At 60.6% G+C, this 25,321-nt stretch carries 23 protein-coding genes and 1 riboswitch; of the genes, 3 read left to right on the plus strand and 20 right to left on the minus strand.

Annotated elements, in window-relative coordinates; all coding sequences use genetic code 11:
- Positions 1-75 precede the first annotated feature (75 nt).
- Together AC2FIS_RS18810 and AC2FIS_RS18815 are read left to right on the plus strand one after the other, a co-directional pair.
- Positions 76-549 carry a rhodanese-like domain-containing protein gene (locus AC2FIS_RS18810; RefSeq protein ID WP_496774897.1) on the plus strand — a complete coding sequence of 158 codons (474 nt, stop codon included), beginning with the start codon at positions 76-78 and terminating at the stop codon, positions 547-549.
- On the plus strand, positions 546-1,361 hold the full coding sequence (locus AC2FIS_RS18815) for a CE1 family esterase (RefSeq protein WP_496774898.1): 816 nt from the start codon (positions 546-548) through the stop codon (positions 1,359-1,361). The genes AC2FIS_RS18810 and AC2FIS_RS18815 overlap by 4 nt, the downstream gene beginning before the upstream one ends.
- On the opposite strand, the gene mdoH is transcribed toward AC2FIS_RS18815, so the two are convergent.
- The 13 genes from mdoH to cbiE form a co-directional block, all read right to left on the minus strand.
- Positions 1,362-3,230, minus strand: coding sequence for a glucans biosynthesis glucosyltransferase MdoH (gene mdoH, locus AC2FIS_RS18820; RefSeq protein WP_496774899.1), 1,869 nt, complete (start codon positions 3,228-3,230; stop codon positions 1,362-1,364).
- Positions 3,227-4,726 (minus strand): OpgD/OpgG family glucan biosynthesis protein, encoded by a 1,500-nt coding sequence (locus tag AC2FIS_RS18825; protein WP_496774900.1) that lies wholly within the window; start codon positions 4,724-4,726, stop codon positions 3,227-3,229. Before AC2FIS_RS18825 ends, mdoH begins: the two co-directional genes overlap by 4 nt.
- Complete coding sequence (locus AC2FIS_RS18830; RefSeq protein ID WP_496774901.1) at positions 4,723-5,940, minus strand: OpgC family protein; 1,218 nt, start codon at positions 5,938-5,940, stop codon at positions 4,723-4,725. Before AC2FIS_RS18830 ends, AC2FIS_RS18825 begins: the two co-directional genes overlap by 4 nt.
- Before the next feature lie 32 nt (positions 5,941-5,972).
- Positions 5,973-7,343 carry a tetratricopeptide repeat protein gene (locus tag AC2FIS_RS18835; RefSeq protein ID WP_496774902.1) on the minus strand — a complete coding sequence of 457 codons (1,371 nt, stop codon included), beginning with the start codon at positions 7,341-7,343 and terminating at the stop codon, positions 5,973-5,975.
- Positions 7,344-7,524: 181 nt separating this feature from the next.
- Positions 7,525-8,709, minus strand: coding sequence for a CaiB/BaiF CoA transferase family protein (locus AC2FIS_RS18840; RefSeq protein WP_496774903.1), 1,185 nt, complete (start codon positions 8,707-8,709; stop codon positions 7,525-7,527).
- On the minus strand, positions 8,696-10,315 hold the full coding sequence (locus tag AC2FIS_RS18845; RefSeq protein WP_496774904.1) for a thiamine pyrophosphate-binding protein: 1,620 nt from the start codon (positions 10,313-10,315) through the stop codon (positions 8,696-8,698). Before AC2FIS_RS18845 ends, AC2FIS_RS18840 begins: the two co-directional genes overlap by 14 nt.
- A 78-nt stretch (positions 10,316-10,393) precedes the next feature.
- The gene (locus AC2FIS_RS18850; RefSeq protein WP_496774905.1) at positions 10,394-10,852 is read right to left on the minus strand and encodes a DUF302 domain-containing protein; all 459 of its coding nucleotides are present in this window, start codon (positions 10,850-10,852) and stop codon (positions 10,394-10,396) included.
- Positions 10,853-10,952: 100 nt separating this feature from the next.
- Complete coding sequence (cobF, locus tag AC2FIS_RS18855; protein WP_496774906.1) at positions 10,953-11,696, minus strand: precorrin-6A synthase (deacetylating); 744 nt, start codon at positions 11,694-11,696, stop codon at positions 10,953-10,955.
- The gene (gene cobA / locus AC2FIS_RS18860) at positions 11,689-12,417 is read right to left on the minus strand and encodes a uroporphyrinogen-III C-methyltransferase (RefSeq protein WP_496774907.1); all 729 of its coding nucleotides are present in this window, start codon (positions 12,415-12,417) and stop codon (positions 11,689-11,691) included. The genes cobF and cobA overlap by 8 nt, the downstream gene beginning before the upstream one ends.
- Positions 12,414-13,742, minus strand: a complete 1,329-nt coding sequence (locus AC2FIS_RS18865) for a cobyrinic acid a,c-diamide synthase CobB (RefSeq protein ID WP_496774908.1) — start codon at positions 13,740-13,742, stop codon at positions 12,414-12,416. Before AC2FIS_RS18865 ends, cobA begins: the two co-directional genes overlap by 4 nt.
- Positions 13,735-14,529, minus strand: a complete 795-nt coding sequence (gene cobM / locus AC2FIS_RS18870) for a precorrin-4 C(11)-methyltransferase (RefSeq protein WP_496774909.1) — start codon at positions 14,527-14,529, stop codon at positions 13,735-13,737. Before cobM ends, AC2FIS_RS18865 begins: the two co-directional genes overlap by 8 nt.
- Positions 14,526-14,894, minus strand: a complete 369-nt coding sequence (locus AC2FIS_RS18875; protein WP_496774966.1) for a cobalamin biosynthesis protein — start codon at positions 14,892-14,894, stop codon at positions 14,526-14,528. Before AC2FIS_RS18875 ends, cobM begins: the two co-directional genes overlap by 4 nt.
- A complete protein-coding gene (gene cbiE / locus AC2FIS_RS18880; RefSeq protein WP_496774910.1) occupies positions 14,891-16,090 on the minus strand; it encodes a precorrin-6y C5,15-methyltransferase (decarboxylating) subunit CbiE in 1,200 nt (399 codons plus the stop codon). Before cbiE ends, AC2FIS_RS18875 begins: the two co-directional genes overlap by 4 nt.
- Here cbiE and AC2FIS_RS18885 point away from each other — a divergent pair.
- Complete coding sequence (locus AC2FIS_RS18885; protein WP_496774911.1) at positions 16,089-16,838, plus strand: cobalt-precorrin-6A reductase; 750 nt, start codon at positions 16,089-16,091, stop codon at positions 16,836-16,838. The genes cbiE and AC2FIS_RS18885 overlap by 2 nt on opposite strands.
- On the opposite strand, the gene cobJ is transcribed toward AC2FIS_RS18885, so the two are convergent.
- From cobJ to AC2FIS_RS18920, 7 genes are read right to left on the minus strand one after another with little or no spacing between them, the layout of a single operon-like run.
- Positions 16,811-17,563, minus strand: a complete 753-nt coding sequence (gene cobJ, locus AC2FIS_RS18890; RefSeq protein WP_496774912.1) for a precorrin-3B C(17)-methyltransferase — start codon at positions 17,561-17,563, stop codon at positions 16,811-16,813. The two genes, AC2FIS_RS18885 and cobJ, sit on opposite strands and share 28 nt — an antisense overlap.
- Entirely contained in the window at positions 17,560-18,288 is a 729-nt protein-coding gene (locus AC2FIS_RS18895) for a precorrin-2 C(20)-methyltransferase (RefSeq protein WP_496774913.1), read from the minus strand. Before AC2FIS_RS18895 ends, cobJ begins: the two co-directional genes overlap by 4 nt.
- Positions 18,285-18,914, minus strand: a complete 630-nt coding sequence (locus AC2FIS_RS18900) for a precorrin-8X methylmutase (protein WP_496774914.1) — start codon at positions 18,912-18,914, stop codon at positions 18,285-18,287. The genes AC2FIS_RS18895 and AC2FIS_RS18900 overlap by 4 nt, the downstream gene beginning before the upstream one ends.
- Positions 18,914-20,041, minus strand: coding sequence for a precorrin-3B synthase (gene cobG, locus AC2FIS_RS18905; protein WP_496774915.1), 1,128 nt, complete (start codon positions 20,039-20,041; stop codon positions 18,914-18,916). The genes AC2FIS_RS18900 and cobG overlap by 1 nt, the downstream gene beginning before the upstream one ends.
- Positions 20,038-23,331 carry a cobaltochelatase subunit CobN gene (gene cobN, locus AC2FIS_RS18910; protein WP_496774916.1) on the minus strand — a complete coding sequence of 1,098 codons (3,294 nt, stop codon included), beginning with the start codon at positions 23,329-23,331 and terminating at the stop codon, positions 20,038-20,040. The genes cobG and cobN overlap by 4 nt, the downstream gene beginning before the upstream one ends.
- Positions 23,332-23,334: 3 nt before the next feature.
- Complete coding sequence (gene cobW / locus AC2FIS_RS18915; RefSeq protein ID WP_496705025.1) at positions 23,335-24,390, minus strand: cobalamin biosynthesis protein CobW; 1,056 nt, start codon at positions 24,388-24,390, stop codon at positions 23,335-23,337.
- Positions 24,387-24,776: a DUF1636 family protein gene (locus AC2FIS_RS18920; RefSeq protein ID WP_058274172.1), complete on the minus strand. Its 390-nt coding sequence runs from the start codon at positions 24,774-24,776 to the stop codon at positions 24,387-24,389. The genes cobW and AC2FIS_RS18920 overlap by 4 nt, the downstream gene beginning before the upstream one ends.
- Before the next feature lie 84 nt (positions 24,777-24,860).
- A riboswitch (cobalamin riboswitch) is annotated at positions 24,861-25,070 on the minus strand.
- Positions 25,071-25,321 lie beyond the last annotated feature (251 nt).

The following is a 25,321-nucleotide window of genomic DNA, read 5'->3' on the forward strand; positions in this document are numbered from 1 at the left end:
TGCCAGGATAAATTCGGCGCGGATTCCAATTCTGCGCTGTGATAGAAACCCGGTGTCAGGTCAGGAGGGTGCGACGTGACCCGAAACGTAAACCGATCCCGCAGGTGGATCTTGATCGGAGGCTGTGCCGCAGTGGCGGGGGGATTTGCGATACGCGAATACCGGCTTATTCCGCCTGACTATGCGGGACAGCAACTTGGCGTGCAGGATGCGCATAGGCAGGCGGTGGCCGGGGACGTGTTGTTGCTGGACATTCGCACCCCGAAAGAGTGGCAGTCCACCGGGATCGGTGAGGGCGCTAAATCTTTGGACATGCGCCGTGATGATTTCATTCCCGCTCTGACGCAGCTCGTCAAAGGTGACAAGGGCGCGGCAATTGCGTTGATCTGTGCGCGGGGCGTGCGTTCGGCGCGGTTGAGCAACCGGCTGACCGAGGCAGGATTTACGAATATCATTGATGTGCCCGAAGGCATGTTGGGGTCGGCCGCCGGGCCGGGATGGGCGCGCGCCGGATTGCCGGTTCGCGACTACGACAGGAGTGCAGTATGATCCGGGAATTAACACTGGCAACGGGTTTGGCGCTGGTCGGGCAGTCGGGGCTGGCCGCCTGTGCCGATCTGGAGGGTATGTGCGAAACCGCCTCGGGCGGATACCATATCGAATTGCCGAAGAATGAGAATCCACCGCTGGTGGTGTTTCTGCACGGCTATGGTGGCTCCGCCACCGGTACACTGAAAAACCGTGGAATGGTGGAACCGCTGCTGGCGCGTGGGTATGCGGTGATGGCGCCAGAAGGGTCGGAGCGCAACGGGCGGCAAAGCTGGAACTTCTTTCCGGGCTGGGAAGGGCGCGATGAAACCGCCTTTTTGACCGAGGCGGTTCAGGATGCCGCGGATCGGTTTGGCGTCGATACTGACCGGGTCGTTCTGGGCGGGTTCTCGGCGGGTGCGTTCATGGTCTATTACCTTGCCTGCGCCGCGCCCGATACATTCTCGGCCTATGTACCCGTCTCTGGAGGGTTCTGGCGTCCGGATCCTGAATCTTGCGATGGCCCGGTGCGGATGTTCCACACCCATGGCTGGACGGATAACGTGGTGCCGCTGGAAGGGCGCTTGTTGGGCGGTGGTCGGTTTCATCAGGGCGATATATTTGCCGGGCTCGAGATTTGGCGCGTCGCAAATGGATGTGTCGATACCAAGCCCAGCGGGTTCTCGACCACCGGACCTTTCATGCGCCGCTACTGGAGCGGATGTGACGACGGCAGCGCGCTGGAATTTGCGCTGTTTCCCGGCGGTCACATGGTGCCCAAAGGCTGGGCCGACATGATGGTTGATTGGTACGAAGGTCTGCCGGGTGGGTGATCACTCGGCAGGAGTCATCACGCCCTTGCCTTCGATCACCTTCTTCAGTTCATCCCTGTAGCGACGGGCCGAGCGTGTGATTGCGGGCTCGTTATAGTCCTCTTTCATACCAACCATACGGCGGGCTGCTCCGGCCGATACGCCACTGAGCGCGGACAAAGGAATCGCGAAGGCAAGGCTGATCGCGATCGGGGCCAACCAGACCGACACAAGACCGGACAGGATGCCCACGCTAAGGGCAACACCGCTGATCGTTTCGACCGTGTGGCAAAGGATCAGCGTGCGCAGACCATAGCTGCCGCCATCCCGCGCCTGCGGGGACCAGCCCTTTTGGATACCAAAGGTGGTGCGAATGACAGCGATCATCTGTTGCACCATAAGAATGGGGGCGTAGAGAATCGACAGAACAACCTCGGCCAGGAATGAGGTCAGGAATTTGCGCCCGCCACCGAATTCGGCATAGCGTACACCGCTGAGCGGCAGGGCCAGAACGCCCAGCACCTTTGGCGCAAGCAGCATCGCGTACATGACCAGAATGATCAGCACATGGCGGGTTTCCGTCATCTCGGGCCATTGCGGGAACAGTGGATTGTCTGGGCTGAAATAGTGCAGGACCGAGGCATCCTCACCCTGACCGATCAGCGCCCACATCACCAGCAGCGCAAACCAAAGCGGCGACATCAGATATCCGACTGCGCCGTGGAACATGTGGAACCGTGACACCGACTGGAACCCGGCTGAGCCCAACAGTTTCAGGTGCTGCAAATTGCCCTGACACCAGCGCCGATCGCGCAGAGCGTGATCAATCAGTGTCGGCGGCGTTTCTTCATAAGACCCGCGAATGCGGGGCAGGAACCGCACGCCCCAACCGGCCCGACGCAACAGACCGGCCTCGACGAAGTCATGGCTCATGATCAGTTTTTCCTGACCATTCAGTGCTCGCAGTTTCGGCAAACCCGCACAGTTGGCGAATGCTTGGGTGCGGATAATGGCGTTATGCCCCCAATAGTTGCCTTCCTGTCCGCACCAGCGCGCAAGCCCTTCGGCAAAAGCGATGCCATAGACGCCATTGGCGAATTGCTGCATCCGCGCAAAGACTGATTGTGCACCGATCAGCTGAGGATAGCTCTGAATCAATCCAGCGCCCGGGTCCCGGGCCAATGCGTCGGTCAAACGGGCGATGGCGCGACCGGTCATCAGACTGTCGGCATCCAATACCAGCATCGCATCCCACTCGGCACCCCAGCGGCTGACCCAGTCGGCGATGTTGCCAACCTTGCGGTCGGTGTTTTGTTCGCGACGGCGGTAATACAGTTCCAGCCCGGGGGCGAGGGTGGTACGCAAGGCCTCGACACTGGCTTGCTCCTGTGCGGCGATCTCGGGGTCGCGCGTGTCCGAGAGGATGAACATGGCATAGTGATGCTGCCCACCGCGCGACTGCAAGTCTTCAAGCATCGTCCGGGCATTTCCCAGCACGTTCCAAGGCACCTCGTTATAGACCGGCGTCAACAGGGCCACGCGCAGCGGTTGGGCACGACCCTGACGAACGGGGCGTTCCTGCCGGGATAAGGAGACCATGCCCAGCAACACGGTGCAGACCGTGAAGGAGATCCAGAAGAAGTTGAACGAGATCAGCGCCAGAAGGATGGCCTCGATCAGGTTGATGCCTTCGGCGTCGAACCAGTCCGTCATCACCCATAACAGTCCCAGCGTCGCCGCCATTGCGGGCGAAAACGCCAGCGCACGCCAGAACCCGGCCGAGGGAGGTTTGGCATCAGGAACCTGTGCATCCCGAAACCCTGCACTGAAATCCTGCGCAGGCATGGCCAGAGGCGTCTCGGGCGGCATGATATGAAGGTCGCTGCTCATGAGGTCCAACGGTATAGCCAGACCTCAGAGGCTGGCTGTTTGTCTTTCAGCAACTGCGCGCGCAATTCGACATGGTCGCGGTCGCCGGGCTCGAACGAAAACGCCAGCCGCAAACCGCCTGTGTCGGGGTTGCGTTGCAGCACACCTTCGGATGTTTCGGCATGCGGCGAGTCCACGAAAATGGTCATCGCCTCTGGGTCGTCGAACAGCTCGCTTTCTTCAAAATCGATGACGGCCAGACGCCCATCACCAAACGTATTGTCGCCCATCGCGGTGTTGATCACGCGCGCCATCGGTGTGCGCTGGGGCTCATCCCCCCAGATCAGGCGATAGGACAGGTCGACCTGGCTGCCAGCCGTATAGGGTTCGGCAGGGCGCCAGTAGGCGACGATGTTATCGTAGATTTCCTGATCAGCGGGAATTTCAACCAGCGTGACCGCACCTTTGCCCCAATCCGCACCGGGTTCGACCCACAGACTGGGGCGTTTGTGATAATTCGCCTCAAGATCCGCGTAGTCTGAGAACTCACGCTTGCGCTGCAACAGGCCAAAGCCGCGCGGGTTGGTGTCGACGAACGACGAAATCTGCAGGCGGGTCGGGTTCGCCAATGGCCGCCACAGAACCTCTCCGGCACCGTTGCGCACCAACAGACCATCGCTGTCGTGTACGGCAGGGCGGAAGTCGTCAAACCGGCTGTGGTTGGTCTGATCGAACAGGAACATCGACGTGCCGGGGGCGATACCCACATGCGTCAGCTCTTCGCGTGGGAACAGCGTGGCCTCGATATCCATCACGCAGTCCGCACCGGCGGTCACATTGAACCGATAGGCCCCGGTCACACTTGGGCTATCCATCAGCGCGTGGACGACCATATCGCGCTGGCCGGGTTTCGGGCGCTCAAGCCAGAACCGGATGAACTCGGGGAATTCCTCACCATCCGGATCGCCGGTTTTGAGCGCCAGACCACGGGCCGAGAGACCATAGACCTCATGTAGGCCAATAGCGCGGAAATAACTGGCTCCTTGCCAGACGCAGAACTCATCGGTCTTGCCGGGACGGTGCATTTCGGTGCGCAGACGCAGGCCGGAAAAGCCCAGCGTGTCGTCGATTGGCAGTTCCGGGACGTCCTCAGATTTGTCGAACATCTCCAAATCAAACGCGACCGGAATAGCCATTCCATTTTCAACGGTTTCAACTTTAACAGTGCGCGGGAAGTACAGGCCTGGTGTGAAAAAATCGACGTTGAAGGGTGTTTCCGTTTCATACCAAAGCGCGCGGTCCAGCCGAAACCGGATCGAACGGTATTGCTGATATGTCAGATCCTGCCATTCCTGCGGCACCATCTCGCGTTCCGCATAAGGGCGGCTGGCCAGATCGCGGGCCATCTCAATGACGACATTGCGGTCAAATGGGACCTCACCGCCCGTGGCAAAAGTTGCTGGCGCGAATGCAAGCGCCGAAGTTGAGATCAGAAATGCGCGACGTGTAAAATTCATTTCTTAGACTTCCAAGGTTGTGACTTAAACCAAGCGGCCATGTATGCCACGCCGATGATCATCGCAAAGCCAATCATGTTGGCGACGAAAACACTGGCAACATCCCGCCCACTCAGGTCCAGACCGACGCCGATAAGTCGTGCTGCAGCCATCGAAAATACGAACACCGCCAATGATTGCTGCCCAACTTTGGTGATGACGGTCAGCAGGGATTGCCAGACTTTGGCCGCGGTACCCTGACCGGTTGCAATCAGGCGATGCCCATGTTCCCCGGCGACAACCCAGCCCAGATAAGCGAGTGACAGGAAATGCAGATAGCGAAACAGGCCAAAATCGGTTTTGTCGCGGAACTCTTTCGTCACGGGCCAGACCTTGCGGATTTCGTCAGCCAGATCGGGGGCCGCTGCGTTGATCCATGTGAACACCTTCCACGAACCAAAGGGCATCGAGAAGATCAGGAACAGTGCTGCCGCCCAGATCAAGGTTTTCGATACCGGGGGGGCAGGTATCCAGCCGCGCATGAAGGCGAAACCAGTGAAAAACAGCAGCTGCCAACCGAAGGGATTGAAGAACCACTGCCGCTCAGACCACGGTTCGGCTGGGAGGTCCAGAATGTCGGTCTGTGCGACCAGCCAGATCGCGACGGATGTCGCAGCGACGGCCCAGAAACCGAACCGGTAGAGGCCCATAAACATGGGCATCATTGCCAGAACCACCAGATACATCGGCAGGATGTCGAAGTAGTTCGGGACATAGGTCAGCGTGAACAAACCCACGATCTGAGGCGCAGGATCGTTGAAGAAGTGCTGCAGGTTCAAAGACGAAACGTAGGTCTTTTCAAACAGCCCCGATTGATCCAGCGCCGCCATTGACATGGCGACAAAGAAGAACAGACAGATATGCGCCCAGTAGACCTGCCAGATACGGAACGACACGCGGGCCGTTCCCATCCACCACCCCTTGCGCAGGAACGCTCCGCCAAAGGCAATCGCCGACGCCATGCCCGAGCAGAACACAAAAATCTCGGTCGCGTCCGAGAATCCAAACCGCGCGGGAATCCACTTAGCCCATGGATCGTTCGGGATATGGGCGATCAGGATGATGAACATCGCGATGCCGCGATAGAAATCCAGGCGCGGGTCGCGCGTGCGGGCAGGGGCCGCCGCAGAGGCAGCCACTGGCGCAAAATCAGAAGCGGGCGAAACTGTCGCCATACGTATTCTGTCCTTCTTGGTCTTAGTTTTTGTTATTCAGCCGGGACGCTTTGTGCGTCTCCGTTGTCGCGTGCCGCATCGATCAATGTGCGGCGCGCAAGAGCGTAATTGTCTTCGCCCCCGGCTCTTTTGGCGCGACGGTCATCCAGGATGCGCTCGACAGCATCCAGACGGCCGGCGCGCAGGCCGGAATCAATTGTGATGCGCTCGAATACATCACGTTGGGCGTGGCTTCCACCTGCCAATTGCATACCTGCTCGGGCGTTCGATAAAAAGTCGAAGGCGTCGCCGTAAAGGCCTTCGCCAAAGGCCTCAAGCCCCTTGGCGGCTGCAATGCCCGGATCGGACATGCGGATCGGGGTGTCCCCCTGATTGCGCTGCGCATCTTTCTGAATACGCTGCAACATCTTGCTGGTCGCCTCTGGGCGGTTATCGCCGGTCAGAGCCAGAAGATAGTGAAGATCGGCAAAGATCAGACAACCATCTTCGGTCCTCGCTGCGCTGAGATCCGCCAGTTCTTCCCAGCGGTTGCCCACATTGACGCCCTCAAGCTCAAGCCGTGATAGCAGGGACGTGGCGTTCGAGATATCGCGGTAGTCGTCGGTTTTGTCCTGACGGATGTAGTTGTCATACAGCTCCATCACCTGATCGACCTGACCCAGATCCAGATGCATCAGCGCCTTGTGCCACCAGACGTGATAGCGGAAGTTGTTGCAGTGGGTCCAAGCCCCTTCGCGACCCGCGAGCCAATCAAGGCCCAGCTGCGCGTTGCCTGTCATCTCATGCACGTGTGCAACGGCGTGCAAACCCCATGCATCGTCCGACACCATCCACAGCGCCTGCCGACCTGCGATTTCGGCCTTTTCATAGGCACCGGTTTCTTCCAACGCAAAGGAATGACAGCCCAGCAAATACCCACGACCTGCATGATCGGGTTCGTACGCCGGCAGAATCCGCTCGATCGACCGGCGCATGCCTTCCGCGTCGCCAAGTACAAATCGCGTCGCGTGGCTGAGTTTCATTGCCAGCGAGTCTTGTGGGTGGTCGCGCAGAATCTCTTCGAATTTTTGAATGGCCTGAGTGGGCAGGTCAGCCAGATACAGACCCAGCGCTTCGACATACAACCGTTCGCGCGCTGAGACCGGCTGGCGTTCCATGGCACTGTTGGCGGCTGCCATCGCTTCGACGGCGACCGGCATCATCTCGCGACGGCCCAGCAGGACCATGAACAAGCCTTTGATTGCGTGACCCAGGGCAAAATCGGGTTCAAGCTCCAGAACTTTGCCAAGATGCTGCGGCGTCACGGCGGCATGGGCCATGAACCCAAGCAGAACACCATCCCAGGCCTCGGCACTTGCCGGGTGGCTGAGGGTGTTCATCTGTCCGAAAACGTCTTGCTTCATGTTCATGTTCCGATCCAATCGAGAATATCTACAGCACTTGATGTATCAGAGACTGTCGGCGGGTCGTATCAGTATCGGCCCTGCTCTCGAATTGGTGAAATGCCGTGTGGGCAAAAATTGAAAAAAACCGCCGATTCAAGGGCATGTTTCAGCAACATGCCGCCGAAACAGGCACAGTGTTTCAATCGTCAAAGGGGTTTTCAGCGCCTAGAACGGCCTGCGTATCCGCCCCAAAGACGGGCGGAGCAGCCCGATATGTTACAGGTGTGCGCGACAGTTTCAGCGGATTCCCGATCAGTTGAACGTCGCCCGGTGCGGCCTGCATCGCGATCTGCATCTGGCGGGCTTCGACCTGATCGGTTGCAAAAACCTGATCCAATGTCTGTACCGGGCCAACCGGAACCTTGCGGGCTTCGAGCTGAGCAATCATGGTCTCTGAAGCGTGGGTTTTCACCACCGGACGCAGCACGGCGTTTAACGCGTCACGATTTTCCAGCCGGGCTGGGTTGGTGGCGAAACGCGGGTCATCCGCCAGATCGGGGTGATCGATGAATTCGCAGAACCGGCGGAACTGACTGTCATTTCCGACGGCCAGAATAACGTGGCCATCGGCGGTTTCATAAACGTCATAGGGCACGATGTTCGGATGCCCGTTGCCGCGCCGCTGGGGCACGTTGCCCGAGGTCAGATAGTTCGCACCTTCGTTGATCAGCCACGCGATCTGCGCATCTACCAGCGCCAGATCAATCTGCTGGCCTTCGCCGGTCTGATCGCGGTGGCGCAGGGCGGCCAGAATGCCGACACTTGCGTACATTCCGCACATAACATCGGCGATGCCCACGCCCACCTTCATCGGCGCGCCATCGGGTTCGCCTGTCAGCGACATGATCCCGCCGTACCCCTGTGCCATCAGGTCATAGCCCGGCTTGGACGCATTCGGGCCGGTCTGGCCGTAACCCGAGATCGAGCAATAGACGAGGCTGGGAAAGTCTTGCGACAACGTGGCGTAGTCCAGACCGTATTTCGCCAATCCGCCAGGTTTGAAGTTTTCGATCAAAATGTCCGCATGCGAGGCCAACCGTTTGATTTCAGATTGCCCCTCGGTCGTGGTGATGTCGATAGCCACGGATTTCTTGTTGCGGTTGGCCGACATGAAATAAGCGCTTAGATCGGACCGGTTGCCTTGCGCATCTTCGACGTAAGGAGGGCCCCATTGGCGGGTGTCATCCCCGCCGGTCGCGGGGTTTTCGATCTTGATCACGCTGGCCCCCAGATCGCCCAGCAACTGCGTGCAGGTCGGTCCGGCCAAAATGCGACTGAGGTCCAGTACTTTGACGCCCTTCAGCGGTCCTTCAGATCCGGCCATCATAGCCCCCACGGTCAATTTCTGCGGCAATCACGGTGAATGAATTGGCTTTCATCGCCTCATTCAGGGCATTGCGCAGTTCCTCGCGGTTGCGAACGGTGTGACCGTTGCCGCCAAACGCCCGGCCCATGGCGGCAAAGTCATGGCGGTCGAAATCCACGCCCCTGTTGCCCATCTGGCGCTGGCGCTGTTTCAGCTCGATCAGCGCAAGGCTGGCATCCACAAAGACCAGAAAGATCGGGTTTCCGCCCATTTCGGCGGCGGTTGACAGCTCTCCGGCGACCATCAGGAACCCGGCGTCGCCCGAAAAACTGATGACTGGGCGGTCCGGTTCGGCCAGTTTCAGGCCAATCGCCATTGGCACGGCGCACCCCATGGTACACAGCGCCGAGGATTGGATCAGCCCGCGTTCCTCGGAACAATTCCACATCTGGCTTAGCAAGATACGATGCGCGCCGCTGTCCGCTGTGGCCAGTGTTTCGGCAGGCAGGGTTGCGCGGGTTTCGGCGATGACGGCGGCGGGGCCCCATTCCTCATCGGTCGGGAATGCCTGAGCCAGCGCGGTTTTGGCCTGTGAGGGTTCACCGTCTGGCCACGTCTTGCGGGCAGCATTGCCCTTTGCGATAGCCTCCAACGTGGCGCCGGTATCGGCCACCATATTCAGGCTGGCCTGATGCATATAGTGGTCGTTCACCACGGCCGAGATGTCGATGACACGCTTTTCTTCGGGGTCCCAGACCTCGCGCCAGCCGGGGCGCATCTCGATCGGGTCGTAGCCAAGACACAAGACCAGATCGGCCTGTTCCACCAGTGGCAGAAGATGTTTGTCGGCCAGCGGTGACAACCCGGCCCCTCCAAGACACAGGGGGTGATCTTCGGGCACAACTCCCTTGGCTTTGTAGGTGGTAATAAAGGGGATGCCGAAATGTTCCAGAAACGCCTGCACGATATTGCGTGACCCGTCATACAGAACGTCCAGCCCGACAATCGCAATGGGTCGTTCCGCGTCAGCCACCCAACGGCGCGCTTTTTCAAGGCAATTACCCTCAGGCGCGACGGCGGCGGCCTTAACCAGTCGTCGCGTTTTGACACCGGACACTCGCATATCCGCAACCGAGATCGGAACGTCGATATGCACCGGGCCGGGGCGGGGCTGGTTGGCCAGCGATACGGCTTTGTCGGCCACGATATCCGCGCCCTGCGCCGTCAGGGTAAATGTCCCCTTGGTGATCGAGCGATAGACCTGAGCGTGGTCCATGACCTGATGGGTATAGGTCAGTGCCTCATCCGCATCGACGCAACCGGTCAGCACGATCATCGGCACCCGGTCCTGCAAGGCGTTGGCAACCACGTTGATCCCATTCATCGCACCGGGGCCAAGCGTCGCCACCAGAATGGCGGGTGCGCCGTCGCGGTGATGCACGGCTTCGGCCATGAATCCGGCGGCGTTTTCGTGCTTGGTCAGGTGAAAGGTGATCCCCGCCTGTTCCAGCGCGTCCACCAACGTCAGAACTTCGCCACCGGGCATACCAAAGGCATGGCGGCATCCGGCCTCGTAAAGTCTTTGGGCCAAAAGGTCCGCGGCGCGGGGCGAAAGGTCCTGCATCAGTTATGCTCCGAAATAATACGTCTTTGCAGATTGCTGAGGGCGCGTCCGGACGCAAGCAGGTTCACGGCAGTGTGACTAATTGACTGCGGATTCCGCTACTGCCTGAAACTTCTCATCCAGTTCCGCCGCAATTTCTTGCAGTGGCTCACCGCCTTGCTGGGCATAGGGGGCAAAGACGTGACTTGGGGTTTTGTAGGACAAAGTCGCCGTGCCGTCCGCATTTTCGGTCACGTAGAACCGGATGGGCGCTTCGATCATTGCGTTGACCGAGGTTTCCAGAACCCGCACCGCGTAGTCGTTGTTAAAGGCACCGATTACTAAGTTTCCGGGAATGATGATGCCACGGGCCGCCGCCGCCTTGGTGGGCCCGGCCTGCGTTACAACAATCAGACCGTTTTCTTTGACAGCGGTCTTCGTATCCGCGACCAACGCATCATAGCTTTTGTCGGTGGAATGAACGGCCCAGCCCGACAGCGGTTCTTGCGCCAGCGCGGGAAGGGCCAGTAAACACAGTGCGGTCGAAATAGCCTTCATCGTGCTGTCCTCATGGGTATGGGTACGAAATTGATGCCAGAAACTCGTATTTCGCGCAGTCACAATCCCGTGGGTAGCAGCCGCAGAAGTTGCCTTCGGATCAGTCCACACGCCTTTTCAGCAGATAAATGTCCATGATCCAGCCATGATCCGCTCGCGCTTTTGCCCGCATTTCGACAATCTGCGACGCTATATCAGCCAAAGGACCGTGGATCAGGATTTCTTCCTTCATCCCCACATAAGCGCCCCACCAGATTTCGTAGTCGGCCATCTCAAGGCTTTGGAACGAACACTCGCCGTCCAGCATAACAGCCACTTTTGAAGCGTTTAGCGGCCAGCCTTCATCCCGAATGCGCCGACCGGTGGTCACGACATACGGCGCGCCCAGATCGTTAATCGGTATCGCATGCGCCGCGGTCAGTGCCTGAAGCGCGGTGATACCAGGGACTACGCGCGTCTCCGGTTGGGGTTGCAGCCGCGAGGCGATGCGCAGCGAACTATCGTAAAGCGAGGGATCGCCCCAGATCAAAAGGGCAACCCGATTTGCATCACGATGCGCCGCGATCGCCTCCTGCCACCGCAGAGCGATGGCATCGTGCCATTCATCAACGCCGCGCAGATAGCCATCATCGGCGCGTCGTTTGGGAATATCAAAATATGCGATCTGTGGCGCGGTGTCGGTCACCTGCACGATAATCTCTTCCCGCAAACCGGCCAGATCGGCCTTGTTTTCGCCCTTGCGCGGGATCAGGATCAGGTCTGCGTCCCGAATGGCACTAGCGCCTTGAAACGTCAGGTGGTCCGGATTGCCGGTGCCAATACCGATCAGGGTCAGGTCAAACATCGTCAGTCTCTGCAAGCGGGCCGTAAAGGATCAGGGCAGGGGCCGTGCCGATCTCAGCACCCAGCTTGTCCGCCAACTCACCAACCGTGGATCGGTGCAACACCTGATCCGGGGTTGAGACGGATTCAGCCATCAAAGCCGGTGTTTCCAACGGTAAACCATGTTCGTTCAGTGCCTTCACCAGTAAAGGAAATGTGCGCTTGCCCATGAATACAACGGTGGTGGCATCTGGGTCGGCAAGGGCGGCCAGATTCAGGTCATCCGGCAGCTTGCCACTGACATCGTGACCGGTGACGAATTGCACGCGGCGCGCCGTGAGCCGCCGTGTCAGGGGAATGCCAGCTGCCGCTGCTGCGGCAACCGCCGAGGGGATGCCGGGGATGATCTCGTATTCAATCCCGGCCTCGCGCAGCGCCACCAGTTCCTCTTCCAGACGTCCAAACAGACCGCCATCGCCTGATTTCAGTCGCACGACGCGGGCACCGGTTTTGGCATAGTCCACCAACAGGCGGCTGACGTGGTCTTGTTTCGGTGACGGGCGACCGGCGCGTTTGCCGACCCCAACAAGGTCTGCGTCCTGATGCGCATGGTTCAGGATTGGGCCACTGCTGAGGTCATCGAACAGCACCGCGTCTGCCTTTTGCATCCGGTCCACGGCCTTAAGCGTCAGCAGTTCCGGATCCCCGGGACCGGAGCCAATGAACGAAACGAAACCGCTCATGCCTGCGCCTCTGCGATCAGATGAAAGAATGTTCCGGTCACGTTGCCGCGAATTGATCCGGTTTGTGGTCCCTCAACCCCTTCAGCATCGAACACCCGTGCCAAAGGTGCGTCGGGTTGCTCGAGGATCGAAGAATAATGGAACTCATGGCCACGCAATGTCGCATCAGCGGCAAAACCTGCCATTGGGGCCAACAATTGCGCCTTGCGATACCCAAGATTGAACTTGCGCTTCTCATAGGACGTCACAAGCCCAAGCAGACCCGCCATCTGGTGTCGGACCCCTTCCTTGTCGACCAGAGCTTCGCCCAAGGCCATATAACCACCGCACTCACCATGGACGGGCTTTGTCTCCGCGTGTTTGCGCAGACCGCTCAGGAATGTGTCGGCAGCTGCTAATGTGCCCGCGTGCAGTTCAGGATAGCCACCGGGCAACCAGACCAGATCGGCATCCGCAGCCGGGGCTTCGTTGACCAGCGGTGAAAACGGCAGGATTTCCGCCCCTGCTGCGCGCCAGCCTTCCAGCAAATGCGGGTAGGTGAACGAAAACGCCGCATCCCGTGCCAGCGCGATCCGCTGTGCCGGGGGCCGCGGCAGCGCGACTGACGATGGCCCATTGGGGCCTGAGGAGGCCGCTGCCTTGATCGCCTCAAGATCCACATGCTCGCGCAGGAATGTGGCGTATCCGGCAATCGCGCTTTCCAGATCCGGGTGCTCAACCGCCTGAATCAACCCAAGATGCCGCTCGGGCAGGGTCAGATCTCCACGCCGGGGCAGCACGCCCAGTACCGGCAGGCCCGCGCGCTCCATTCCCAAACGAGTCAGGCGCTCGTGACGTGGGCTGGCGCAGCGGTTCAGGATCACACCGGCAAAGGGCAGGTCGGGATTGTACATCCGAAACCCCAGCGCAGTGGCCGCTGCTGATTGGGCCTGACCGCCCACATCCAGCACCAAAACCACGGGCCAGCCCATACGCTGCGCGGTTTCTGCGCTTGATCCGTGCCCAATCTCTCCGGGCTTGGCAACGCCGTCGAACAGGCCCATCGAACCTTCGGCCACGACGATATCCGCGCCCTCGGCCTGGGCAGAAATCGCGTTCAGCAGCGGATTGGCCATCGCCCAGCTGTCCAGATTGAACGAGGCGCGTCCGGCTGCGGCACGGTGAAAGGCCGGGTCGATATAGTCCGGGCCACTCTTGAAAGGTTGCACTGTCAGGCCATCCTCGGCTAGCGCCCGCAACAAGCCCAACATGACAGTGGTTTTACCCGTCCCGGAAGACGGCGCAGAAATCAGTAATCCCGGAGGGTTGGTCATCCCGTCATTCATTCTCGGGGCTCCAGCTTGACCACGGGCTGTCCGCGCTTTGCGGGCGATACCGGCGGTCGTAATCTTTTGAATAGAGACAGCTTTCGTCAAAGCCTTCGCCCGCAAGTGCCGGGCCAACCATGATCAGAGCGGTGCGAGAGATACTCTCGTCCAGTGCGTCTTTCAGGGTCGCCAATGTGGCGCGAATGATCCGTTCATCCGGCCAGCTGGCGCGGTACACCACTGCCACCGGGCAGTCTGCTCCATAGGCCGGAGTAAGGTCCGTGATCACGTTGTCCAAATTTCCGATCGACAGGTGAATGGCCAGGGTTGCACCGGTCCGGGCAAAGTTCTCAAGCGTTTCGCCTTCGGGCATTGAAGATGCGCGGCCGGGCGTCCGGGTCAGGACCACAGATTGCGCCAATCCGGGCAAGGTCAGTTCCGTTCCCAGCGAAGCAGCTGCTGCGGCGAACGACGGTACACCGGGGGTCACGCTAACTGGAATGCCCATTTCTTTCAATCGCCGGATCTGTTCACCCATCGCCGACCAAACCGACAGGTCGCCGGAATGCAGACGTGCAATGTCATGGCCAGCCTTATGCGCTGCCTCGATCTCGGCCATGATCTGATCCAGATCCATTGGCGCGGTGTTGATGATCTTTGCGCCCTCGGGGCAGTGGGCCAGAATCTCTTCGGGCACCAGCGATCCTGCATAGAGGCACACCGGGCAGGAGGCGATGATATCACGCCCCCGCAGGGTCAGAAGGTCGGCAGCGCCGGGTCCGGCGCCGATGAAATGAACGGTCATATTTGTCCTCCGATGGCGACGGCGCAGGTTGCAAGCCGGTCGTCCGAAATCTGTCTGGGTGAGGTCAGCCGGGCGCCTGTTCCGGCGGCGGCAAGTGCGGATGCTTCGGCTACGCTACCGGTGCCATAGGTGGCACGGCTGCGGTTCGAGCAGGTGAGAGTGCGCTGTCCCGCCAGATCGGCAGCAGCGATGAAATGCAGGGGCAGGGCGGTCTCTGCGGCAAACTCCGACAGCGCGGCGTGACCTTCCTTGTCGGCAACAGTGGCCAGCGCGTCGACGTCTTGCCCAACGCTGGCCCGCTCAAATACGGCGCGCAGGCTGTCCACGGTCGCCGTTGATGAAAACCCCAAACCTGCGATGATCATAAGATCACGCTCCACTGCACCACCGGATAGGCAGATTTCCAGCCGCGCCGAGGTCCCAGTGCCGAAGCCTGCGCCAGTTCGATGCGCAAAAGTTCTCCGCCCAGTTTTTCGTGCCATTGCGCCAGTAAGGCTTCGCTTTCCAGCGTCACGGCATTGGCGACCAACCTGGTGCCGGTGGGCAGGGCGGTGTGCAGCCAATTCAGCAATTCGGTACTCAGGCCGCCGCCGATGAATACCACATCTGGAAACCCAAGGCCGTCCAGAGCGGTCGGCGCGGTGCCATGCACAACTTGCAGCCGGTCTTGCCCTAACGTGTCGGCATTTCGGCGAATGCGGTCCGCGCGATCCTCGCGGGGCTCGATCGTGGTTGCGGTCAGGGTCGGGTCGCACATCAGCCACTCGATGCTGATCGAGCCGGTGCCGCCGCCGATATCCCAAAGATGCTCGCCGCGCTTGGGGGCCAACGCCGACAGGGTCAGCGCCCGCACGGGGCGTTTGGTGATCTGGCCATCATTCTCGAAGATATCATCCGGCTTACCCGAGGCCTTGGGCAGCGCCTGTCCTTCACCCGCAACTTCAAGCCCAACGCAGACTGGATGGTCGAACCCGCCCAGCAGGGCTTCGGTCAGCGACACGCTGCGCGACCGTTCGCGGGGGCCGCCAAGGGCTTCCATGACATGCAATTGCGTATCGGCAAACCCAGTTTCGTTCAGATATGTCGCAAGCTCGGCCACCGCAGCGCCGTTGCGCAGCAGCAGGATGGCGCGCAATCCTGGCGAAAGATGCGGGCGCAGACGGGTCAGCGGGGCGGCGTGCAGACCGAATGTCTGCGTACTTTCCAACGGCCAGCCCAGACGCGCGGCGGCGAGCGAGAACGTGGACTGACCCGGATGGGCTGTCCATTCTCCGGCGTCGAAGTTGCGCGCGATTACCGAGCCCGCGCCGAACCAGAACGGATCGCCCGAGGCCAGAACAACCGTTGGGCGTCCGCGAAACCCGGTCAGGATCGGCAGGCCGTCGGAAAAGGGCACAGGCCAATCTACGCGCTCCGCGCCTGTGTTGGGGATCAGAGACAGATGGCGTGGCGGGCCCATGATGATTTCGGCACGTTCCAGCACTTGACGACTTGCGGGTGACAGGCCATCCAGTCCATCTTCGCCCAAGCCCAAAACGCTTAGCCACGGAGCTTCATGCATGACCAACCTCCTGATCCTTGGTGGCACGACCGAGGCCAATGCACTGGCCAAATCTTTGGCCGATCAGGGCATCCCGGCGACCTATTCCTATGCCGGACGAGTGGACAATCCAAGACCGCAGCCCCTGCCGGTGCGTGTTGGAGGGTTCGGCGGCGTTGAAGGCCTGGCCCGTTACCTGACGGACCACGCGATCACTCATGTAGTCGATGCCACCCATCCCTTTGCCGCGCAAATGAGCACAAACGCCATTTCCGCGTGTCGCGAGGCCGGGGTGACCATGGCCGCTTTGACGCGCCCGGCATGGCGCGCGCAGGACGGAGATCGCTGGCAGCACGTTTCTGATATAGGCGCGGCGGTTACCGCCTTGAGCGGTCCTAAACGGCGCGTTTTTCTGGCTGTTGGACGCCTGCACCTTGAAGATTTCGCGGCTCAGCCCCAACATCATTTTTTGCTGAGGCTGGTGGATAAACCGGATGCACTGCCGCTGCCCGATTGCGAGGCGATCGTGTCGCGCGGACCTTTCACCGAAGCAGGGGACCGGGCGCTGATGCAGCAGCACGGCATTGAACTGGTTGTGTCCAAGAACTCTGGCGGTACCGGTGCACGCGCCAAGCTGGATGCCGCGCGCGCGATGGGCGTACCGGTGCTGATGATCGACAGACCGACCCTTCCGCAAAGGACCGAATTGTCGAACGTGACGCAGGTTCTGGACTGGTTGGCTCATTCCGGAGTGAACCTCGGGGTATAGACGATCGGCGCACTGTCACGGTTGATGACGCGCGTCAGGGATGACCCGACAATGACGACGGTTTGCATGTCAGCCATGTCAGGTGTCGCCTCGGCCAGTGTCGAAATCCGGATCGCCTCATCCGCGCGCGATACGGCGCGCGCGAACAGGATAAGGCGCTCGGGCTCGCATTCTTCGCGCAGGATTTCCAGTGTTTTTACAAAGCCTTCCGGGCGCGACTTTGATCGCGGGTTATAAAACGCCATCGCGAAATCCGCCCGCGCCGCAAGTCGAAGACGTTTTTCAACCAGCGACCAGGGTTTCAGATTATCGCTGAGGTTGATGGCGCAAAAATCATGACCCAGAGGCGCCCCGGCCCGCGCGGATGCGGCTAGCATCGCGGTTATGCCGGGAAGGACGTCTATGGGAATGTTACGCCACTCGGCGGGACCAATCTCTAGGGCTTCGAACACAGCTGCCGCCATTGCGAACACACCGGGATCGCCCGAGGATACCACGACCACCCGTTTCCCCTCAGCCGCCATCTGCAATGCGTGTTGGGATCGGTCGATCTCGACCCGATTGTCGCTGGCGTGCAGCGTCAGGCCGGGGCGTTCCGCCACGCGCGCGACATAGGGGATGTACCCGACTACGTCTGTGGCATCCGTCAACGCAGTTGAAACCTCGGGGGTTACGAGATCTTCGTTACCAGGCCCCAGGCCCGCAATCTTGACCCAACCACTCATGGCCGCCGTCCTTGACCATGCACGATGATGATCGAGAAATAGGGCGTCACCTTTTCGCATGCCTCGGACAGTTTCGTCACCACCTGGTTCGGCATCTGTGCAAACTCGACGATCCAGGCACGGTCATACAGACCAGCTGTTTTTAGCGCGCGCTTCACCTTGTCGATATTGCGTCCGATTTTCATGACAACCAAAGCGTCAGTCTGTGCCATGCGAATTGCCAGATCTTCTTCGGGCAGGGTGCCGACCAGTACCGTCAGCACATCATCGCCCCAGGTGATCGGATCACCCGTTGCCGTCCACGCGCCAGACATGCCTGTGATGGCTGGCACGACCTCTACATCAGCCTGATCGCGCAAGCGGCTGTAAAGATGCATGAAAGATCCATAGAAAAACGGATCGCCCTCGCACAAAACCACCACGTCCTCGCCCTGATCCGACAGAGCTTTCAGGTGCGCGGCGCAGTCTTTGTAAAAGGCCGAGAGCAATTCGTTATAGCGCGGATCATCCAGCGGAATTTCCGTAGTGACAGGGTATTCCATGGGAAACTCAACTGCGCTGTCCGGGATCATCCCATTGACGATCTTGCGTGCCTGACCGCTGCGACCAGGCTTGCGAAAAAACGCCACGTGGCGCGCATTGCGCAGCAGCCGGTCGGCCCGCACGCTCATCAGGTCCGGATCGCCCGGGCCGAGACCCACGCCGTATATCTTACCGGCGCTCATTCGGTGCGGCTCGCAATTGCGTTGATCGCGGCGACGGTGATGGCGCTGCCGCCCAGACGGCCTTTGATAATGCAAGAGGGTACAGGCTGCGCCTCCCACAATGCGTCCTTGGATTCGACGGCACCGACAAAGCCCACCGGGCACCCGATGATGGCGGCCGGGCGTGGGCAATCGGGGTCTTCCAGCATATTCAGCAGGTGGAACAGGGCAGTCGGCGCATTGCCGATAGCGACCAGAGCGCCTTCCAGATGTGGACGCCACAGCTCCAGCGCGGCGGCAGAGCGGGTATTGCTCATCTCAGCGGCCAGTGGGCGCACGCGTTCGTCGTGCAGGGTGCAGATCACCGGATTGTCGGTGGGCAGGCGGAACCGGGTCACGCCTTCGCTGACCATCCGGGCGTCGCACAGGATTGGTGCGCCATTCTCCAACGCAGCCCGTGCGGCTGGCACGAAACCGGGCGAAAAATGTACGAATTCTTCCAGACCAACCATTCCGGCGGCGTGGATCATGCGAACCGCAACCTGTTCTTCATCAGCGTCAAAACGCTCCAGATCGGCCTCGGACCGGATCGTGGCAAAGCTTTGCTTATAGATCGCTGCGCCGTCGGTTTCGTATTCATAGGGCATCAGGAGAGGTCCATAGTCATAAGTGTTTCGGGTGTCAGCCCGCGTTGGGACGGCTCATCCCCCGCGCGACCGTTTTTGACAAGATCAAATCGTCCATCGTTGCCAACCAGTGTGACATTTGCCGGACCCATGCGCGCGCAGCCTTTGGCGCAACCGGATACATGCAAACTTCCTGGGATCTGGGCGGCCAAGACGCGGGCAACGTCGCGGGTTTCCACTTGTGCTTGCGGGCAGAACGGCGCGCCGGGGCAGGCGTCGGTCGTCATCAGCGGGTCGGCGCCATCTATGACAAAGTCCGGTGTGGGTATCGCCGCCCCGTCTTCCAGCAGGATCAGTCGCCACGGAGTGACGCGCAGGGCAGTGGCTCCGCTGTTTGTAACAAGGTCTAAGAGCTGCCGCGCAGGCAATTGCCCGAACGCGGCCCCGAAAAGCACACCCAGATCGCACTCGCCGGGTTGCGGCGGTGCGCCGATGTCACCTGGCGCGCTGCCTTGCCATTCCGCAGGCAAATCCTGCGTCGTGACCACCCGCGCCATGCGGCGCGCTTCCGGCGTGAAACGCTTAGAAAACCATTCGGCCAGAGCGATAAGGCGGCCAATTGCGTTGGTTTCTGTGACCCGGCAGCCAGTCTTGGCCCCACCGGCGCGCAGGATGAGGCCATCGGGGCTTGTTTCAATTCGGATATCGGCCGAATCCGCTGCCAGTAGGCGCTTGGGGCCGGTGTCGATGGCGAAACCGAATTTAGCAGGCAGGGTTGGCAATTCCTCCAGCCGGTCGATCAGTTCCTGGGCCAGCCGTGCGGTTCGGTCACCTGATCGGTACAGGGGCGACACCAGGATATTGCGGCGCACTTCAATACCGGGCTCAGCATCCAAAAGGTTCAGCGCGGCCAGCTCGGCCAGCAACGCTTGATGATCGTCTTCTTTTACCCCGCGCAGTTGTAAATTGGCGCGGTTGGTCAGGTCGATCGTGCCATTGCCAAATCGCTCGGCCAACTCACAAAGACCATGTGTTTGTTCGGCGCTCAAACGGGCCAAACGCGGGCGCACCCGAACCACCAGACCATCGCCGGACATCATCGGCCGATGCGCGCCGGGGCACCAACCCTGAACGATCGGGGCGCTCATCCCAGCCCCTCCAGATCGGCCCGGATTGAGTTGCGGCGGGTGTTCCAAAGGCCCGCGTCCAACAACGCGCGGAACCTGTCCTGCATCGCCTGATACGCGCGCGGATTGGCTTCTTGCAAAAACGCGTCGACCTCGGCGTCGCCCAAAGTGGCGTCGTGATAGAGGTCGAACAGATGCGGCGCGACCGTGCCAGACAGATGCGCGAAAGACGCCATGTGATCGAGCGTCGCCGCAATCTCGGCAGCGCCCCGGAAACCATGCCTTTGCATACCTGCGATCCAGTTCGGGTTGGCGGCACGGGCATGAACCACACGGCTGATTTCTTCAGGCAGCGTTCGGGCGCGCGGGTTATCCGGGTTGGTGTTGTCCAGGTGGTATAGCTGCGCAGTGCCACCGGTGACTGTCTTGGCGGCGGCGAAACCAGCCTCGTGCGTGGCATAGTCGTTGGCCAACAGAAGGTCGGTTTCGGTCAGATCCTGCAGGTGCACGAAACTGTCGGCATTCGTGACCCGTTGGGTAATGCCGTCCATGTCCTGTGTGATGTGTTCGCCTTCCAAAGCGAATGAGCTGGCCTCAAGCCATGCCTCACCTGCCTGCGCGCGGGCCTCATCCGTATAGATTTCGGACAGCTGGGTCATGTTGACGCCATAGCTGCCCGGGGCCGGGCCAAAGACGCGCGCTGCCGGGGCCTGTCCGGCATATGGGTTCCAGTCTGGCGCTTCGTCGCGTTCCGACAACGCGCGAACAGCTTGACCATAAAGTGCCGATAGTGTTGGGAACACATCGCGGAACAGGCCTGAGACGCGCAAGGTCACGTCCAGACGCGGGCGGCTTAGGTCGGTGATGGGCAGCACTTCGATGCCCGACACCCGCTCCGACCCTTTGTCCCAAACGGGTTTGACGCCTAGCAGGTGCAGCGCCATAGCGAATTCTTCGCCCGCCGTGCGCATTGTGGCTGAACCCCAGAGATCAACGATCAGGCCCTTGGGATAATCGCCCTCTTCTTGCAGGTGTCGCCGCACCAATTCTTCGGCCAGCTTGACGCCTTGGGTATAGGCCGCGCGAGTGGGCACTGAACGTGGATCGGTGGTGTAGAGGTTCCGCCCGGTTGGCAGCACGTCTGACCGTCCGCGATAGGGGGACCCGGACGGGCCTGCGTCGATCCGTTTGCCAGCCAGCGCGTCGATCAATGCCTGGCGTTCGGCATCGGCCGAAGGGGACGTGTCAAAATTGGCGGCGGCTTCGGGAACACGTCCAAAAATATGTAGTCCATCGCCGAACTGGCTTTCCTTGATGTCACACACAAAACGGTCGATGCGAGTGATCGCCTCGGCGATACAGGTTGCCTGATCGAGACCGAGATCGCTCTCTAACCCGATGGCTTGCGCCTCATCCCGGATATCTTCTTGCAGGCGGTCGCGACGTTTGGGGTCCAAGCCATCAGCGTTCGAGAATTCGTCCAGCAGCGATTCCAGCCGAACCATCCGATCCGGGGTACCGCTTTCCTTCATTGGCGGTGGGATATGGCCGAGCGTGACCGCCCCGATCCGGCGCTTGGCCTGCGCGGCCTCGCCAGGGTCGTTGACGATGAAGGGGTAGATGACAGGTAGATCGCCGATCAGTACCTCGGGCCAGCATTCGTTGGACAGCGCCACAGATTTGCCTGGCAGCCATTCCAGCGTACCGTGCGCGCCGATATGGATCAGCGCATCCGCACTAAGACCTTTGCGCAGCCAAAGGTAGAAGGCCACGTAGCTGTGGCGCGGGGTACGCGACAGGTCATGATAATCGTCATCACGTAACTCGGGCGTTCCGCGTTCAGGTTGCAACGCGACCAGCGCCTTGCCGCGGCGCAGGGCGGTGAAGTGGAACGCGCCATCTGCAAAGGCCGGATCATCTTCGGGCTTGCCCCAGACGGTTTCGAGGTCTGCGCGCAGTTGTTCTGGCAAGTCCGCCAGCGCAGTCAGATATTCGCCAAGCGACCACGCAATCCGCGCATCTAGCAGCGTAGCAGAAATCGGCTCTGCAGGCGCAGTGTCATACCCTTCGCCCTGCACGTCGGCCAGCATCGCCTCGGCTGATGCCAGTGCGTCGAGGCCTACCGCATGGGCCATCTGCCAATCTTTGCCGGGATAGGTGGACAGCACCAAGGCGGGCACCTGATCCCCTTTGGGCTTGTCGTTCAGGTTCAGCCAGCCGGTGACCCTGTCGATGATAGCCTCGATCCGTTCCGGCTCGGCCCGGTGGGCAAAACGTGAATACTCCAGATGCGGGTCACGCTTGCCCGGTTCCTTGAACGAGGCGATACCAGCCGAAATCCGCCCGTCCACTTCGGGCAGGACGACATGCATAGCCAGATCGGCGGGCGAAAGACCGCGTTCCGCCTCGGCCCAGGCTTTGCGGCGTGAGGTGGCGAGCGCAACCTGAAACACCGGCACATTGGCGGCATCCAGTGGCGAGGTGCCGGATGCGCCTTTGCCCGAGAACGAGGTTGCGTTGATGATGGCCGCCGGGTTCAGCGCCACGACATTTTCGCGCAGCCAATCGGCGGCCAGCGGGGCTTTCAGCGAGGGAGCGAACAGACCGACGGCCTCAAACCCGCGTGCGCGCAGGCTGCGGATCAGGGTTGCGACCGGGGCGGTGTCCGCCGAGGTAAGGTAAGCCCGGTAGAACGTTACCAAGATACGCTTTGCGTCGGTGGTGAACGCTTTATCTGCCGGGACTACGCCGCGATCCGGGCACCATGCACCGCACTCGGGCAGGGTCTTGGCCCCCATCACCGGTCCGGCATAGAGACCCGCCGCAAGCGCCATTTGAGCCAAGGCCGCTTGCGCCGCAACCTCACCGCCGGTGTCGCACAGATGCGCAAGCCGCCGCAGGGTCGAGACGGGCAAGGTGGAGTAGTCATCCAGACGCGTGTCCTCGCGCCCGTCGGCGGGTAGGACGGCCAGCGCGATGCCCTTGGCCTGTGCCAGCGCCAGAACTTGCTGCAATCCGTAGGACCAGTAAGGGACACCGCCGATCAGGCGGATCAGAATGCCCTTGGCGCCCTCGAGCGTTTGCTCGACATATGTGTCGACCGACAGCGGGTGTTTCAACGCTGTCAGATTGGCCAGCCGCATCGTCGGCATCCGCCCTTCGGCACCACCACCGCGATGCCATCCTGCCGCGAAAGCGCCAAGGTCGCTGTCCGAAAAGGACAGCACCACCAGATCCGCCGGGCTCTGGCCCAGATCGGTTGGGGTTTCGGTCTCTTCTAACCCGTGGCTTTCGCGGAAGACGACGTGCATGGCTTACTCGGCGGCCTCGGTCACACCCACGAGGATATCGCGGATGGCGGCCTCTTTGATGTCGTCATGCTCGGCAATGACCACCAGACGCGAGCGGCGCTCTTCGCCGGGCTCCCACGGGCGGTCGTACTGATGACGCACGCGGGCACCAACGGCCTGCACCAGCAGACGCATGGGTTTGCCCTGAACGGCGGCATAGCCTTTGACTCGCAGGATGTTCAGCTCATTGGCCAGACGTTCGATATTGGCCACCAGTGCAGTGGGGTCGGTCTGTTCGGGCAGGTCGACGATGATGCTTTCGAAATCGTCATGTTCGTGATCGTCATGGCCGTCATGGTGGCTGGGACGGGCGTCCATGTCATCCTCGGCCGCGGCTTCCAGCCCAAGTACGACGCGCACGTCCACGGCACCTTCGGCGACTTCGACAACGGGCAGGGGACGCGGGGTCTCGGCCGCGATGATCTCTTTGGCTTTGGCCACACCTTCGGGACCGGCCAGATCGGGTTTTGTCAGCAGGATGATGTCGGCGCACGAGATCTGGTCCTCAAACACCTCGGACAGAGGCGTTTCGTGGTCGATCGAGTCATCGGCCAGGCGCTGGGCGTCCACGGCTTCGACGTTAGGGGCGAAACGACCTGCAGCGACGGCCTCGGCATCGGCCAAAGCGATCACGCCATCGACGGTGATTTTCGAGCGGATATCGGGCCAGTCGAAGGCTTTTAGCAGCGGTTTGGGCAGGGCGAGGCCGGATGTTTCGATCAGGATGTGATCGGGGCGCGGCTCCAGCGCCATCAGTGCCTCGATGGTTGGGATGAAATCATCGGCCACGGTGCAGCAGATGCAGCCATTGGCAAGTTCCATGATGTTTTCTGCCGGGCAATCCGGAATGGCGCAGGATTTCAGGATATCGCCATCCACACCCACATCGCCAAACTCGTTGACGATAACGGCCAGGCGCTTGCCCTGCGGGTTCTGCATCAGGTGTTTGACAAGCGTGGTTTTGCCCGAGCCCAGAAAGCCGGTGATCACAGTGACGGGGAGTTTTTCAAGGTTGCTCATTTCAGGGCTCCAATCGGGGGAATGCGGGCCGCACAGTTTTTGCGGAAATGTTCGGGGCGTTCGCGCCATTTCACCAGACCGTCTTCAGCGGCCAGATACTTGGTGACGCCTTCAACGATGGTCTCGACATGGTCGGTCTCGTCGAGGTTTTCATAAACGAAGGTCCATCGGGACGGGCCGCCTCGCAAAACGATCGAGCATCCCTGATCACAGTTCGACAGACACTCTACCGGTTTCAAGTCGACGCCGTCAGGCAAGCCAGCCTGTTCAAGTGCTTTATGCAGCAAAGTGCCGGGTCGCTGGGCGTCATCTTCGATAGGTAACCCACGGCGGCATGTCGTGCAGACCAGCAACTCGACTGGTGCGGTCTCGGTCACGTCTCTCATCCCCCTCATCCTTTATACGGGGGACGGGGTTTCATGCGGGCCACGCGTCTGCACATGGACCCGACACCGGAACACCCCGCCCGGTTTCAACTTCGGGTGCTGGCAGGTCTCCCGGCTTGCGGATGTCAGAGCGTTTGCCCTGTCGGATGTCCCGCCTTCCCGGCCTATTGGGCCAGTGGCTTTGGGCACCCTCTCCGGTCACGGTCGCGGGGGCGGCTGTACTTGGCGATGACATCGCTGGCACATTCCCTTTTCATCCATCCGAGGATGGACACCAACGCATGCGACATGCGGCACGGGCAGGGGGCTTGTCAAGCACGACTGGGGTTTGAAAACCCGCTACGTCAGAAAAGCGACTTGCCGAAGTCAGTCAGCGGCATCCGATGCGATCCGATCACGCAGCGAGGCGCAATTCAGCCCGGCCGTCGCAGATGATTCAGCACTTCTCGGTTTGGCAATCAAGTAGTGCGGTTGTGTAAATGGAATCGCTGGACCCGCAATCGCAACATGCATCTGATACTGACCTTTAGGCGTCCGAAATTGCG

The organism is Ruegeria sp. CDSB113, assembly GCF_059611045.1.